Here is a 14,787-nt window from a genome sequence, read left to right on the forward strand (position 1 = left end):
CCTGCCTTCGTCCCGGCGTTCTGACCAGCTCGGCGCCGGGACGATCACCTACTCTTTCCCGGAGCAATCCGATTCGGCCATCGGCGCACCCGAAAATGCCTGGATCAGCGTTTCCTTTTCGAGGCTGCGGAAGATGTTGTCGTGACGGAGCTTGGGGTGCTCGGAAAAGCTCCAGTGGAAATTCGGCAACCGATTCCGGCACAGCGCATCAGCCAGGTGGGTGGAAGAGATGGCTGTGTCCGCAGAGGATGCGAAGAACAGCCGCGCATGGATGTCGACCGAGCCATCGAGACGGGTACTCGATTCACGCCACCATTGTTCGGCGTTCCACCACAGACTTGGATCGAACGCGATGTAGGTGTCGAACAGATCCGGTTTCAGGAACAGCGTTTCGATCACGAACAGGCCGGCCAACGATTCGCCGATGATCGCCGAATGGCTGTTGACGTTATAGAACATCGCGATCTGCGGTTTGAGTTCCTTCTCGATGAATTCACGAAAGCTCGCGGATTCACCGACAACCGGCGCGATCTCGAGATCGCTGGCGACCGTTGTCGGACCGGTCAAATCACGGCGACGTTCGGTGTTTTCGATTCCGACCAGCAGCATTGGCGGAATCGTCTTGTGCTTGATCAGCGCATCGAGGGTGATCGAAAGATGCGAAAAGTCCTCCTTCTCACCACCATCAAGCATATACAAGACCGGATAGCGATCTGCCGCCTTGCCATCGTATTCGGGTGGCACATAAACATTGATCACACGCGTTTCCGACAACAGTTTCGATGGGATGCGCAGGGTCAGATGCGCCGGCATCTCTTCGTCGGCAGCGATCGCCGGGTTGATTGCAAGCAGAGCGAATAGAACGATCAGGAATCCGGAAATGAGCATCCGCGAGAGGCAGTTCATCAATGCAGTTACCAGTTTGGGGATGGGCCAACTGTAGCGCGAATCTGCAAAAAGACGACGGATCAATGACCATTGCAGAAGCGGCGCCCTCGAATGCGCGCATCAATCAGGTGGATACGCAGCCAATACATCGCGTGATCACCGGGTTGGCAGCAAGCCGTCGCAAATCGATGTCCTCGTCGCAGACAAAGCAGCTGCCGAAATCACCGGATTCGATGCGCTGCAAGGCGCCCTTGATGGCGAGCAGCCGCTGCTGGCGGCGGCGCTCGATCTCTTGCGCCATCTGTTGGCCCTGCAGGGCATCGATGCGTGACAGGCGGCCCATGCGTGACTGGTCGAGCTCGACAGGCCGAGCGGCGTCTTCACCGGCTTCGGCCATGGCATCGAGATCTGCTTGCTGTTCAAGCAGGCGACGTCGAAACGCGTCAATCTCGCCAGGCTTCATCGGCGTACAGGGGCGTGTGCGGGTGGACGGGTCGCCGAAATCACCGCGAATCAGGGATTTGCCAAGGCCTTGGCAGCTCGCTTGCGTTCCGGTGGATAGACGACAAACTCGACGATGTTCGTCGGGCTCTCGCCCTGAAAGATGAAACGGGTGCCGTTCGGATCACGCTTCAACGTGATCAAACCCCCTTCGGAAAACAGGCAGCGGCCTGGATTCAACCCATCGTTGAGGACTTCCAGGCAGTCTTCCACCTCGAAATCCAGCGCGTTGAGCTTGACGACCTGAGCGTCGCCATACGCGGTAATGCGCGCTCCCGAACCCTCCTTTTCCACCAACACCATATCGTTGGGACCAAAGCGGGATGAGGAGAGGACCGCCGCGGCAATGAAAACAGTTGAAACGAACATGGAAAACCCCCTGATCAAAATACCCCGTAACAATACAACGTCTGCTCTCCAGCGCATTGTTGCAATGCCGCAAACGACGCGATGTGGCCACCGCCAGGTCCGGACTGGTCGGGCAAGCGGTGCCTCTGATACCGATGTTTGTTCCTTCGGAAGACGTTGCCCTCAAACCGGTTTGGTTTGCGGCTACCCTGTCGGCCAGTGGCCGGGATGTCGGCAAGCCACGGTATTCATGGCTTGCATGTCGATTGCATGGTGAAATCGAGGCTGTCTCTTTTCGTGATCCGAAACACCCAATCTTGCTGGAGCAATTCAAATGATCCGTTTGCCTTTCGTCGCCTCGATGTCAGTTCTCACCCTCGGTATCCTCGTGGCTTTCCCGGTTCGCGCCGACGATGACCAGTTTGTCCTGCGCCTGGGCGCGATTCAGGTCGATGGCGACACCCACATCAATGGTGCCGTCGATTTCTCGGGCGACGCCTACAACTATTCCAGCGGCGCTCTCGGCTTTGACAAGCATATCGTTCCGCGTGTCGAGGGAGTCTTTCGTTTCAGCGAACGCAATCGCCTGCTGTTCAACTACTTCAGTTACGACAACGATGATCGCTATGTGTTCGATGATGAAATTGACGTCGGTGGCGGCGTCGTCTTGCCCGCGGGCACGACAATCGAAACAAAAACCAGGTTCGACCTCGGCAATCTCGTCTATGACTTCGCATTGATACAGACGCCCACGGTGAGTGTCGGCGTGCAGATCGGCGCGGCCTGGGCCAATCTCGAAGGTAGCGTGCGGCTTGACGACGAACTGGTTCACCTTGACAGCAGCGAGAGCCTGAATGGTGCGGCACCGATGATCGGCGCACGCCTGTCGACGATGAGCGAAGATCGCCGATGGGGATTCACGCTCCAGGCCCAGTATCTCAGCACACGCTGGGGAAATTTCGACAAATACAGCGGCGACATCAGCCGCGCGAATGCGCTGGTCGAATACCGCTTCACCAACAACTTTGGTGTCAATGCAGGCTACGACTGGTTCCGCATCGATGCCAATCGAAACCGGTCAAACGATACCCTCGGATTCGATTTGAGCTTCAAGGGACCGACCGCCGGAGTGACCCTGGCGTTTTGACCCTTGTTTTGTTGTGCGGAAGACCTGCATTCGGCATTGAGGCTCCAATGAGCCCAGCCTATCGGGTGGTCTTCGACGATTTGCATGCCGGTCGTGCACCACAGGCAAAAAGGCGGTGATGCGCAGATGGGTTTGTACGCCGATCAAACCTGCTCCGAAAGGCTGCCATGGCAAAAAAAGGGGCCGCACAAGGCGGCCCCGAAGCGTTTGCGATGCGCTCTGCAATCAGAACTTGACGCTGGCCTCGACGTAGCTGTAACGACCCGGCAGATCGTAGGTCGATGCGTCGTAGCCGTTGAGCGAGCAGCTCTGGCAAATCGGCGGCGTCTTGTCAGTGATGTTGTTGATGCCACCGGCGATGACGAAGTTCATGGTGGTCGGCAATTTCCAGCTTGCACGAAGATCGTGGAACGTCGTTGCACCGAGGTGGTTGGTGCCAGCTGCAGCGTTGCTGCAGTTGTCGAAGCCGGCGACGGTGTCGCAGGACTCGGTCAGGTCTGAAATGTAGCGTGCCGACCAGCTCAGATTGACGTCGCCAATGGCCCAGGTCAGGCGAGCCGTTGCACGCCAGTCGGGGATCGCACTGTCGTTGACTTCAACCCCAACCACACGTGGTTCGGCGAGCCCGGAGTCGGTTGCGATGGCTTCGTAACTGGTGACCTTGGTCGCCGACAGGCTGGCCCCGAAGATTCCGATGCCGGTCTCGTTGCCCAGCCAGCTGATGCCGAAGTCGATACCCTTGGTGTTGACCTTGCCAAGATTGAACAAGGTGTTGTCAAAACCGTTGATATTGCCGCCCGAAGAGCGACTGATGCCGCCGCAGAAAATCGGATCGAGCGTTGCCACGCAACGGTCGAGCTGGGTCTGCGCATCGGAGGCCTGGATCGCGTCCTTGATCCGGATGTTGTAGTAGGTCACTTCGAAATCGAGCTTTTGCGACCAGTCGGTGTTGGCGCCCCAGCTCGGGCTGTAGACGCCGCCGACGGTCAGACTCTTCGAGGTTTCGGGCTTGAGGTTGGCATTGCCGCCGGTGACCACCGAGATTTGTGAATTGGCCTGCTCGAAGCTTGCCGGATTCGGCACACCCAGCGCCGCGCAGTTGTCACCTTGCTGGCCGGTCGCGCCATTGCAGGGATCCTGGATCTGCGCATCGAAGCGGGCGAAGGTGCCAAACAGCTCGCCGATCGACGGTGCGCGGAAACCTTCGGCCCAGGTGCTGCGCAGGGTCAGGTCGTCATTGAGCTGCCAGCGCAGGCCAACCTTGTTGTTGGTCGTGTTGCCGAAGTTCGAATAGTCCGAGAAACGCGAAGCGACGCTGAGATCCAGACGCTTGGCAAAACTCAGGTCGGCGAGCAGGGGCGCATTGAGTTCGAGATAGAACTCGTTGACTGAATACTCGCCACTGGTCGGGCCGGATGGCACGCCGTTCGACTCGCCCGCGGTGACGATGGAATCGGGCGTGTATGAACCGCTTTGCTTGCGGTGTTCATAGCCACCGGCGAAGGCAAGTGGACCGGCCGGCATATCGAACAGGTCGCCGGAGATGTTCGCAGTCCAGTTGGTCAACTTCTGGCGACTGCGATCATTTTCGACAAACAGAATGTAGTCGAGCATGTCCTGGGTAATCGAGCCCGGACCGCCGAACAAGTCGAGCGGGACGCAAGGCGCCGTGCAATCGGCAACCGGGCCGAGCGCGCGCTGGATATGCGCGATGTTGTAGGTGCCGTTGACCGTCTGCGTGGCCTTGTTTTCGGCGCTGACAAAGTTCACATCCCAGAAGAACTGACGATCACCGGCACTGAAATCGCCGTTCAGACCGGTCGAGAAGTAGCTTGTGTCGACATTCTGGCGGAAGATGCGCGGCCCACCTTCAAGCGGACGGCGGGTGATGAAGGAGCCCTCCGGACTGATCGTTCCGAACGGGTTGTAGGGATTGCTGGCATCAATGCCAATGGTATCGGCAAGGCCACCGCTGCCGGCTTCGGAACCGAGGAAGATCGGTTCGGGTGCGGCCTGGTTGACCGATTCGCGCTTGGTATAGGTGCCTTTCAGATTCCAGCTGACGTGGTCGGTAATGCGGTAGGTGCCCTGAGCGAACAGACCGGTGCGCTTGGACGGCGTAAGCAACAGGTTGAACGGCGAATAATTGAAGCGTTCGGCATTTGTCCACGGGCGAAAGCCGCCCGCACCGTCTCCGGAAAGGTTGCAGAACGAGGCGCCAGAGTCAGGATCCACGGGACAAAGACCGCCATAGGTTTCGCTCGGGTCTGCCGGAGCGAATACCTGGCGACCATTCGGAGTCGCCGAACTCCAGCTGTTCGGGTTGACTGCGCCATTGATTCCCGGCGTCGGAAAGCGCGATTGCTCCCAATCGTTCGCGCTGATGCGCTTTTGGTCGTAGTAGCTCAGATCGACGAAAAAATCGAACTTTTCGGCACTGCCGCCGAGCGAGATGTTGCCTTGCTGGGTCTTGCCATCGCCGGTCGAGTAGTCGCCGACATACAGACGCGCCGCGCCACCATCCTGCTTCTTCTTGGTGATGATGTTGACTACGCCGGCAATTGCATCGGAACCGTACAGCGACGAGGCACCGTCGGTCAGGATCTCGATGCGATCCACCGCGCTGGCCGGAATCGTGTTGAGATCGACCGCAGCAGATACGCCGGAGGCCGAAGATTCGCTGACCCAGCGCAAGCCATCGACGAGGATCAAGGTGCGCTTGGCACCGAGGTTGCGCAACGAGACCGTGGTTGAGCCTGATCCCACGCCGGAACCATCCGGGCTGAAGCCGAAATTGCCAGCCGAGTTGAATTTGGTATTGAGCGAGGAGCCACTGACCGAGAGACGCTGGATCACGTCACCGATCGAGCCAAGGCCCGTCGCTTCGATGTCCGCGGCGGTAATGACCTGCACTGGCGTCTGACCTTCGACATCGGCCTTCTTGATGCGCGAGCCGGTGACCTGGATGGCCTCCAGCTGTTGTGCGTCATCACCGCGATCCTGCTGTGCCAATACGACCGCGCCGGGTGCTGAGATCAAGCCGGCGGCGAGAACCAGTTGAACGGCACCACTCAGGGCGCCAATACGGGTATTCATAGACAAGTCTCCATTGGAATGGGCGAGCAGACCACACAAAAGGCACTGCATTCGGGGGTGCGCGGTGCCTGAGGACAGGCAATGTAAATAAAACGTTAGAAAAGCGCCAGCGGTGTTTGTCTCATTTCGAAGAAATTTCTTGTAGCAGTTTCTATCGCCTGCAAAATCAATGATTTGCAGAGCCTGCTTTTTTCCTGCTCGCGGCGTCTCGGGCACTCAGTGCAGGGTAAAAACCTGAACGACACCGGCCAGCGCACGTTCATGGGTTCATCCGCTGTGTCGCGATACACTGGCGACATGCCCAATAGAATCCGTGTCCTGTTCGTCCGCTGCGCCGCCCTTTGCGTCGCGGCTTCCCTGTCACCGCTACTTGCTGCAGCCCATCCGGATCGCGCCGAACAGCGCCAGCACTACCGCAACGCACTCGATGCCATCGAGCACGGCAAAGCCGACGCGTGGAAGCGCGAGGTGGTCAATCTCGATGGCTATCCCTTGAGGCCCTATATCGATCTGGCCCTGCTCGAACGTCGCAACGCCAAGCCCTCGATCGCCCAGGTCCAGGCCTTCATCAAGCTCTGGCCGGATACTCTGGTTGCCGAGCGCCTGCGTGAATCGACCTTGCGTGATCTGGCGAAAAAGCAGGACTGGAACGGATTCCGCAAACTATGGACCGGCAGTCGCGCCGATGATCTGCAATGTGCCTGGCAGCGCGCGCGCATTGCCGCCGGTGAAAAGCCCGACTACACCCGTGACATCGCCGACTTGTGGATGCAACCGCGGCCGACATCGTCAACCTGCGATCCGCTGTTTGCCTGGGCGCGAAGCAACGGTCAGTTGACCGATGCCAATGTCTGGAAGCGCATTGAGGCAGCCGCGCTTGCAGCCAATCCGGGCACGGCATCGAGCATCGCCAACCTGCTCGACGGTGCCGACAAGGCAGCCGCCAACCGCATCGCCAGCGCCGTTCGCGATCCGGCCGGCGTGTTGGCCAAGGCCGGACAATGGCCAGACACGCCGCGAAACCGCGACGCGGTATCACTTGGCATGTTTCGCTACGCGCGCAAAAACAGTCGCGGCGCCGAAACCCTGTGGGCCGACCTCGGTGACCGCTTCAAGTGGGACCCCGAGCAGAAGAATCGTGTGCTCAATGCCATAGCCGTCTATCGGGCGACCAGTTACGAATCCGATGCGCTGGCCCGGCTGAAGGCGCTGCCAAAGGATGCCGAAAATGACGCCTCGCGCGAGTGGCGCGTGCGCGTCGCCCTGGCCAGCGGCGACTGGAGCGAAACCCTTTCCGCACTCAATGTGATGAGCGACGAGCAAAAGGCCGATGCCCGCTGGCGCTACCTGCGCGCACGCATGCTCAGCAAACTCGATCGCAAGGCCGAAGCCGACGCGGTATTCGCCGACGTCGCCACAGAAGCCAATTTCCACGGCTTTCTCGCCGCCGACTGGATCAATGCGCCCTATCAGATCTGTGCGACCACGGTGGTTGAAGACAAGGCCGCCGAACAACACATTGCCAATCAACCTGATCTTGCCCGCGCACTCGAGTTTTACGCGCTTGGCGATCTTCCCCAGGCCCGCCGCGAATGGAATTTCGCCCTGCGCAAGTTCGATCCACAGCAAAAGCGGCTTGCCGCCGACTACGCCTACCGCAACGACTGGTTTGATCGCGCGATCTTTCAGTTCTCCTCATCGCCGCAAACGATGAGCTTCTATGAGCAACGCTTTCCGCTGGCGCAGAAATCCCGCGTGATCCGCGCATCGCGCGAAGCCGGTGTGGACCCCGCCTGGGCCTACGCGATCATCCGCGCCGAGAGCGCCTGGATGAGCGATGTGCGCTCACATGCCGATGCCTACGGGCTCATGCAATTGCTGCCCGGTGTGGCGAAGAAGGTGGCCCAGGGCGCCAAGCTGCCCTATAGCAAGCCCAGCGACCTTTTCGACCCGGCCTTGAACATCAAGCTCGGCACCCTGTTTCTTGGCCAGATGGCGAACAAGTACTCGGGGAGTCCGTGGCTGGCCAGTGCCGCCTACAACGCCGGCGGCTCGCCGGTAGGCCGCTGGCTTGACGCACGCGGCACGATGGAACCGGATTTCTTCATCGAGACCATCCCGTACAAGGAAACCCGCGAATACGTCGCCCGCGTCCTCGCCTTCAGCGTCCTCTACGACTGGCGACTCAACGACAAGGTAATTCCACTGGCCACTCGCATGCCCAAGGTGGGTCAAGCGTACAAGGCGCCGAAGGATGATGCGCAGAGAAAGGCGGTCGTTTGCAAATCCTCCGTCAAAGATGGCGTATCCACCAGCGACCGATTCCTGAAGTCTTTGGAGGAATAATTTACGCGTTGCGACGCAATGGAATCTTGCTTCGTTGTATTTCGAGCTTTATATTCACCCGTTCAGGAATCGGGGAAACGGACAGTTCAATGGTCAACATCGGATCGATCAGAGCTAGAGCCCACATTTCACACGTTATGTTGGCCGTCTTCGTAGTGATGATATGTGGCCCGGGGGTGCGTCCCGCGCTGGCTGCGACTGCCGTTTTACTGAATGAAGCCTTCAGAAACGTACCGGGTGTCCTCCCGAGCAACGAAACTCGCGACATGCCGGTCGCCGATTTTGATGGCGACGGTAATCCAGACGTGGTTTCGATCGGCAAGGCGGAAAATACCGACGTCGTACAAATTCTCGGATATCGAGCGCCGCAAGGTTGGATAGTCAAACAAAACATCATTCCGCCGGAAGCACTTTCCAATTTCAATTTCCCTAATTTGTTCGCTTGGAGTGAGGCTGACGGCGCGCATCTGCTCATTTCGAAGAACGCGAACATATTCGAGTACGCCGGTTGGCCACTGCGCCTCAAGAGGGAGGTGTCGCCCGGAGGATTGAGTTTCATATCGGACGTTGCCGCCGCCGATCTGGACGGTGACGGACAAGCAGAGCTAATCGTATCCAATACGGGTTTCGGCCGCTCGTTGCAGGTCTACAACATGCAAACCAGGGCGATGTTGTGGCAGGTCCCCGACGTCACAGACTACTATCTGCCGTTGCTCATTGGACAACTGGATTCGGATCCTGCTCTGGAAATTGCCACCGGGCGAGGGTTCGTTGTTGATGCCACCACCCATTCCATCAAGTGGCAGTACATGGACGGGTTTGGATACACACTGTTGCGTGGGCGTTTTGGCGGTACCACACCAAGGTTTGCTGCCGCATTCAATCGGCTGACCATGTTCCAATCTGATCCATGGTCACCGCTGTGGGACACGCCACTGATTGCTTCCGGGTTTACCGTCGCTGACATGGATGGTGACGGAATCGATGAGATTGTCGCGGCCGATCAGCAGGGATCCAACAACGGCATTCGGGTTTTCGACGTCCAGTCGCAATCCATGCGTTCCAGCTTCAACTATCCAAGTTCGATGAGTGTGGGAGCTGCAGATTTTGACGGGGACGGGAGGATCGAGATCGCGACATCCGTCTGGCCAGATTCCTATTCGCCTGGCGCGATCAACTTCAGAGTAATCGACGGCACGTCGGGCGCAGTTGAATACGCTCGCCCTGCAAAGGCGCCGGGAGCATATGTTGTTGGCGGATTCGTCCCGAACGACCCCGATAGCGATGTGGTTTTTGCTTCGACAAGTGGAAGTACTGCCCCGGGGGCCGTTGCCCGCGCAGGAGCGCTATCCGGGCAAACGACTTGGGAGACCCCCTACAGTATTTCTGGCCAGCCCTTCAGCTCATTGTCGGCAATCGATCTCGAGTTGGCCCAAGTTGCGGGCCAATCGCATCCCATACTGATAGCTCTGCGAGAAGGCAGCAATCGAATTTTCGCGCTCAGTACTCTGGACGGAAGTGTCCTCTGGAGTCTCGATGATGCCAATACTGGCGGACTCCCGAGCTATCCACCCGTCCTCGATAGTGTGCCCGTTGACGGCAACGGTGATGGCTATGCTGAATCGCTGCTCGTCTGCAATTACGAACGCCTCTACCAATTCAGGCTCGACAATCAAGCTCCCATTTGGTCGTCAGTCGCAATGTCCAGTCCTTGCGTTGGCGTCATGACGCTTGCTACTGGCACCGACCTCCAGTATGTGGCGATACTGGAGCATGCGCTGCGCGCATATGATTCACAGTCACATTTGTTGAGCTGGAGTCTACCGACGACTTTTGCTACGCAAGGCGCCAGCCGTTTGGCATCGGGCGAGTCCGGCTCGGAGTTGGCGCTTTTTCACCACAATACAATAACGTTCTACGACGAACAGACGCACAATCAACTGCGCGAATTTTCATTCCCCGATGAGGGCGAGATTGCGGCGCTGATTCAGCCGCCGGAAGCGTCCATCCATGAATTAGTCGTCGCATTCAACTCACGGCTTTATGTCGTTGACGGAGTGAGCGGGACAATCAGGAACGTTTCCGATTTTCTCGGCTGGAACTTGGGCGCAGGAAACCATTTGGCGGCCAAGCGCATCAAGGAAGGAAGCTACCTGATTGTCTCCGGAAGCGATGTCGGAGTGTTCACCCATCAATTGGAACTCCTCGCAGATCTCGTGTTCGCCGACGGATTCGAGGCAATCCGCAGCTTCCTTGTACCTCACTAGTACAAGCGAGGGTCACGCATCCGCGTACAAGGAGACCCGCGAATATGTGGCCTGCGAGCCCGCCTTCAGCGCTATCGGTGACTGGTGCCTGAACGACAAGGTCGTCCTGCTGGCCACAAACCAGCCGAAGGTTGGCCAACCCTTCAAGCCATTCACTGTCATTGCCCTACGCAAGACGTTTGCGTGTCCGGCGGACCTGGCCATGGCGTTGAGGTCCCCGCAAGATGACCCATGGCGGCTCCCTTGGGTGTGGCAATGGCGTCACCAACCGGAATCATTTTCGGCGAATTGAAACCGAAGCTATCCTGCCGCCTCATCATGCTGGGTGGACCTCAGGTAGTAGACGCCCAGCGTGGCCCGGCGGAAAAAATCAGTCGCCTGCGTCGATGATCACCGATTCGACTTCGGTTAGAATACGCCGCGTCAGTACCGCGTCACCACAAGGAGCCGTGTACCCATGCCGCGCGTGTCCAATTCCCGAGTTTCCACTTGTAGACCGTTTACTTTCGCTTTGGCGTCTCTACTTGCGTGTTTCACCGCAGCAGCAGAGCCGCCTACAGCACCTGACCGTGTCGGCACGGTGCCCACGCTGGCGGAGCAGGTCCGCTTCATCCCAAGCTATCTGCCCGAACAGGGGGACATGCCGACCGCCGATTTCGACGGTGATGGCATCAGCGACTTTGCATTTTCCGCAGTCGGCAGTTACAGCACGATCATTCAGGTCGTCGGCCATGAAAATGTGTCGGGCTGGTCGATCAAACAAGCCATCATTCTACCGACCGACGATACATTCCAGGGCACGACAACCATTGCGGCCGCCAACACGCCTGCCGGGGCTTACCTGGTGGCGATGCGCTCCTACAAGCTCTACGTCTACACCGGATGGCCGCTACGCTTGGTCAGATTATTGGAGGCACCAAATTGGTCCCAGTTCGGGTCAGCGCGCATCGCCGACGTGAACAACGATGGGGATTTCGAGATCGTGGTGTTGCTCAACACATATCCCGACACGTTGGAAGTCTATTCGTTGTCCAGCGGCGCGCAGTTATGGAGCAAGCAACTATCCAACAACGGAGCAAGGGGGTTGCTCATTCGGCAACTGGATGCGGATCCTGCGCTGGAAATCGTTACTGGCGAAAACGCAGGGACGGTTATAGACGGAGCAACGCATGCTACCGAATGGCAATACAAGGATGGATTCGGCAGCGCCATTGTCGGTGGTCGATTCAGCGCAACCGGTAGCCGGTTTTCCGGTATTGGACTGCGACTCACTCTGTTTCAGTCGTCGCCCTGGTCCCCGCTCTGGGATGAGCCTTTCAGCGCCAATTTTGCGAGCTCTCATGACCTCGATGGCGATGGTATCGACGAAGTCCTGTTCCCCGGCCAATGGGGACCGTCGACAGGCGCAGTGGTTTTCGACATGCAAACCCGAAGCGTTCGCGATGTCCGCGGCGGCATGAACGCGGCGGCTGTTGCTGCCGGTCGATTTACGGCATCGACGACCCCGTCCATCGCCCTGACATCCCAATCAATCTCAAGCTATCCGGATGCCCTTCGAGTTGTATCGGCGGGCACAGGCGCACTGGAGTTCTCTGTTCCTGCTCGCAGCACCGCCCCATTCGTCACGACGTTGACAAGATCGGGAGCAGGTGCGGAACTCTCGCTCGTATCCGGAGCAAACGGGAACTATGGCCCCGATCTGCCAGGGCTTCTCTACAGCATCGACGCGACCACGGGGGCTTTTCGCTGGCAGACTCCCCAAGCCCAGTTCGGCCAACCGCTCTACGGGGCACGACTGGTCCAGCTGCATTCGGTTTCTCTGCCAGGCATGTCCGATCCGGCCATTCTGTTCGCCGCACAGTCACTCTGGAGCGGCAAATCAGTGAACGCGATCGATTCGCAAAATGGCCAGACTCTTTGGTCCTTTCCCCCGACGGATGTCGATGGCGGTTTCAGCAACACGAATGTGCAGGCTACGCTTCCCCTTGACCGTAACGGCGATGGCTCGGTCGATTCAATCCTCGTTTGCACCTCGGAAACGCGTTTGTTTGAATTCCGCCTCTCCGATCACGCACAGGTCTGGAAATCGGTGGCGATGCCCAGTGCGATCTGCAACGGCCTTCTGCATATCGATGCCAGCGGAACCCGCGAGGTCGTCGCCGTTCTGCCACAGTCGTTACGCGCCTATGACCTCGATACCCGGCTCCTGAGCTGGACACTACCGATGGTAAATGCCGGAGCATCGTTCATCACCAACGGTGCCGCGGGGCGAGAAATCGCCGTGTTTCTCGGCAACGTAGTCCACTTCATCGATCCGATAACCCGTGCGACCCTGAGGACCGTCACCCTGGCGGACCTCGACGATATCGCTGCTCTGACTCAGGCCGAAGGGGCTGACATCCATCAGTTGCTGGTGGCCTCGGGTGACCGCCTGCGGATTGTCGATGGCCTGTCCGGGGCAATTAGTAGCATTTCGGAACCGCTGGGGTACCTGCCGGCATCCCGGAACCAATTGCCGGTTGCCGGAATTGGTCCTTCAACGTATGCCGTCGGCGCGGGAAGTGGGGCAGGTACTTTTGTGTACAGGATGTCCACAGGCGCCGACCCGATATTCGCGAATGGATTCGATTGACGGTATACGACGAGTATCGCTTCGCAGGGTCAGGCACTGGAACCTATCGAGCGACGTTCCAATCACGCTGGAGCCGGTATCGTCGAATAGTTGCTTGCGCTTACAACTGGCGCGATGAACCACGATTGCGCTGCCGAAGGTAATCGCGTTGCATGTGAAGGAATGCGTGTCAGCCCCGTCAACCCCGATACGGCGGAACGCATGAACGTGCGTTCTATCCGATCCAGTGAGTTTGCACGCGGCGACCCGGTCATGGCGAAAGCACCCCCCGCAAAGAAACGCCTGGCACACACTCAACTGGCACTGGCCGTGAACGCCATGGAGGGCAGGTCGGGCGCCGGTTAGATCATTTCGCTCCGAGCGCGTCTGCCGAAGATTTTGCGCAGTGCTTTCCATCGCGCCGGCGCGCATGATTGCCCGCGCTTGCTGCAACTAGCAAAGAGTCGATCACGCGCATCCGCAGCGTATAGTCGTCGAGGAAGATGCCGGTGGGTGAACGCACGCCGAAGAAACTCTTCATCAGTTCTTCCTTCCTGTCGTTCCGTGGAAGGGATGTCGGAGATGTGTCAGGAGATTCGATAATGAAACCACTAAAAATCGTCATTCTTGGAGGCACCGGTTTCGTCGGCAGCCATTTGGTGCCGCGCCTGCAGGCGGATGGTCACCGGATCAGCGTGTTGTCGCGCAATCGCGAGTTGAATCGCGAGCTCGGTGTGCTGCCGGGGGTGATGGTCGAGAACTGCGATGTGCATGATCTGGCTGCATTGACCCGACAGCTTGACGGTGCGGATGCCGTGATCAATCTGGTCGGCATCCTCAATGAATCCGGTTCGGATGGCAGCGGATTCCGCAAAGCGCATGTCGAATTGACTGAAACCATGGTCGCCGCGTGCAAGGCGACCGGTGTGTCACGACTGTTGCAGATGAGCGCGCTGCGCGCAGGCGAGGGTGCGAGTCACTACCTGCGCACACGGGCCGATGCCGAAAGCCGGGTTCGTGATTCACGTCTGGCATGGACGATTTTTCGTCCTTCGGTGATCTTCGGTCGCGGAGATGGCCTGTTCTTTCGCTTCGCCTCGCTGTTGCGTTTCGCACCGATGCTGCCGCTGGCTCGTGCCGGTGCGAAGTTTGCCCCGGTGTTTGTCGGCGATGTGGCTGAAGCATTCGCGCGTGCCCTGGCCCATCCGCATTCGATCGGACATACCTATGAGTTGTTCGGCCCGCGCGTGATCAGCCTGCGCGAGATTGTCGAATGGACAGCGACGCTGATCGACAAGCGGCGCTGGATCATGGGTCTGCCTGATTCGCTGGGCTATGTTCAGGCGATGGTGGGTGAGTGGCTGCCCGGCAAGCCGATTTCTCGCGACAACTTCCGTTCGCTGCTGCTTGATTCAGTCGGCGAGAAGGATGGCCTGGGCGAACTCGGAATCGTCGCGATGCCGATGGAGATGATTGTTCCGGGAATGCTTGCAGGCGATGCCCATCAGCTTCGCCTCGAGTATTTCCGTGGCCTGCATCGGCCTACTAAGCGCCTAGAGCCTATCCGCTCGAGATAGGCACAT

General features: G+C 58.6%; 10 protein-coding genes. 5 read left to right on the forward strand and 5 right to left on the reverse strand.

What is annotated here, in order from left to right:
- Positions 1-48: 48 nt before the first annotated feature.
- The 3 genes from VFN25_RS14705 to VFN25_RS14715 form a co-directional block, all read right to left on the reverse strand.
- Complete coding sequence (locus VFN25_RS14705; protein ID WP_325143220.1) at positions 49-906, reverse strand: alpha/beta hydrolase; 858 nt, start codon at positions 904-906, stop codon at positions 49-51.
- Positions 907-1,012: 106 nt separating this feature from the next.
- Positions 1,013-1,351 carry a TraR/DksA family transcriptional regulator gene (locus tag VFN25_RS14710; protein WP_325143222.1) on the reverse strand — a complete coding sequence of 113 codons (339 nt, stop codon included), beginning with the start codon at positions 1,349-1,351 and terminating at the stop codon, positions 1,013-1,015.
- A gap of 50 nt (positions 1,352-1,401) precedes the next feature.
- Positions 1,402-1,815 carry a hypothetical protein gene (locus VFN25_RS14715; protein WP_325143224.1) on the reverse strand — a complete coding sequence of 138 codons (414 nt, stop codon included), beginning with the start codon at positions 1,813-1,815 and terminating at the stop codon, positions 1,402-1,404.
- A gap of 256 nt (positions 1,816-2,071) precedes the next feature.
- Here VFN25_RS14715 and VFN25_RS14720 point away from each other — a divergent pair, with 256 nt between their 5' ends.
- A complete protein-coding gene (locus tag VFN25_RS14720; protein ID WP_325143226.1) occupies positions 2,072-2,884 on the forward strand; it encodes a hypothetical protein in 813 nt (270 codons plus the stop codon).
- Positions 2,885-3,109: 225 nt separating this feature from the next.
- Here VFN25_RS14720 and VFN25_RS14725 read toward each other — a convergent pair whose 3' ends face one another.
- Positions 3,110-5,980, reverse strand: a complete 2,871-nt coding sequence (locus tag VFN25_RS14725) for a TonB-dependent receptor (RefSeq protein ID WP_325143228.1) — start codon at positions 5,978-5,980, stop codon at positions 3,110-3,112.
- A 297-nt stretch (positions 5,981-6,277) separates the two neighbouring features.
- Between VFN25_RS14725 and VFN25_RS14730 the strand changes: the two genes are divergently transcribed.
- From VFN25_RS14730 to VFN25_RS14740, 3 genes are all read left to right on the forward strand, one after another.
- The gene (locus VFN25_RS14730; protein WP_325143230.1) at positions 6,278-8,326 is read left to right on the forward strand and encodes a transglycosylase SLT domain-containing protein; all 2,049 of its coding nucleotides are present in this window, start codon (positions 6,278-6,280) and stop codon (positions 8,324-8,326) included.
- Between the two features lie 266 nt (positions 8,327-8,592).
- Positions 8,593-10,593, forward strand: coding sequence for a VCBS repeat-containing protein (locus VFN25_RS14735; protein WP_325143234.1), 2,001 nt, complete (start codon positions 8,593-8,595; stop codon positions 10,591-10,593).
- 580 nt (positions 10,594-11,173) lie between these two features.
- A complete protein-coding gene (locus tag VFN25_RS14740; RefSeq protein WP_325143236.1) occupies positions 11,174-13,225 on the forward strand; it encodes a hypothetical protein in 2,052 nt (683 codons plus the stop codon).
- A 346-nt stretch (positions 13,226-13,571) separates the two neighbouring features.
- On the opposite strand, the gene VFN25_RS14745 is transcribed toward VFN25_RS14740, so the two are convergent.
- Entirely contained in the window at positions 13,572-13,745 is a 174-nt protein-coding gene (locus VFN25_RS14745) for a hypothetical protein (RefSeq protein ID WP_325143238.1), read from the reverse strand.
- A 61-nt stretch (positions 13,746-13,806) separates the two neighbouring features.
- Here VFN25_RS14745 and VFN25_RS14750 point away from each other — a divergent pair, with 61 nt between their 5' ends.
- Positions 13,807-14,781: a complex I NDUFA9 subunit family protein gene (locus tag VFN25_RS14750; protein ID WP_325143240.1), complete on the forward strand. Its 975-nt coding sequence runs from the start codon at positions 13,807-13,809 to the stop codon at positions 14,779-14,781.
- Positions 14,782-14,787: the final 6 nt, after the last annotated feature.

The organism is Dokdonella sp. (genome assembly GCF_035703485.1).
Lineage (GTDB): Bacteria > Pseudomonadota > Gammaproteobacteria > Xanthomonadales > Rhodanobacteraceae > Dokdonella.

What these genes read in the sequence shown, in the direction of transcription:
- VFN25_RS14705 (WP_325143220.1), bottom strand. Translation starts at nt 906, where the DNA reads ATGAACTGCCTCTCGCGGATGCTCATTTCCGGATTCCTGATCGTTCTA.
- VFN25_RS14710 (WP_325143222.1), bottom strand. Translation starts at nt 1,351, where the DNA reads ATGAAGCCTGGCGAGATTGACGCGTTTCGACGTCGCCTGCTTGAACAG.
- VFN25_RS14715 (WP_325143224.1), bottom strand. Translation starts at nt 1,815, where the DNA reads ATGCGCTGGAGAGCAGACGTTGTATTGTTACGGGGTATTTTGATCAGG.
- VFN25_RS14720 (WP_325143226.1), top strand. Translation starts at nt 2,072, where the DNA reads ATGATCCGTTTGCCTTTCGTCGCCTCGATGTCAGTTCTCACCCTCGGT.
- VFN25_RS14725 (WP_325143228.1), bottom strand. Translation starts at nt 5,980, where the DNA reads ATGAATACCCGTATTGGCGCCCTGAGTGGTGCCGTTCAACTGGTTCTC.
- VFN25_RS14730 (WP_325143230.1), top strand. Translation starts at nt 6,278, where the DNA reads ATGCCCAATAGAATCCGTGTCCTGTTCGTCCGCTGCGCCGCCCTTTGC.
- VFN25_RS14735 (WP_325143234.1), top strand. Translation starts at nt 8,593, where the DNA reads ATGCCGGTCGCCGATTTTGATGGCGACGGTAATCCAGACGTGGTTTCG.
- VFN25_RS14745 (WP_325143238.1), bottom strand. Translation starts at nt 13,745, where the DNA reads ATGAAGAGTTTCTTCGGCGTGCGTTCACCCACCGGCATCTTCCTCGAC.
- VFN25_RS14750 (WP_325143240.1), top strand. Translation starts at nt 13,807, where the DNA reads ATGAAACCACTAAAAATCGTCATTCTTGGAGGCACCGGTTTCGTCGGC.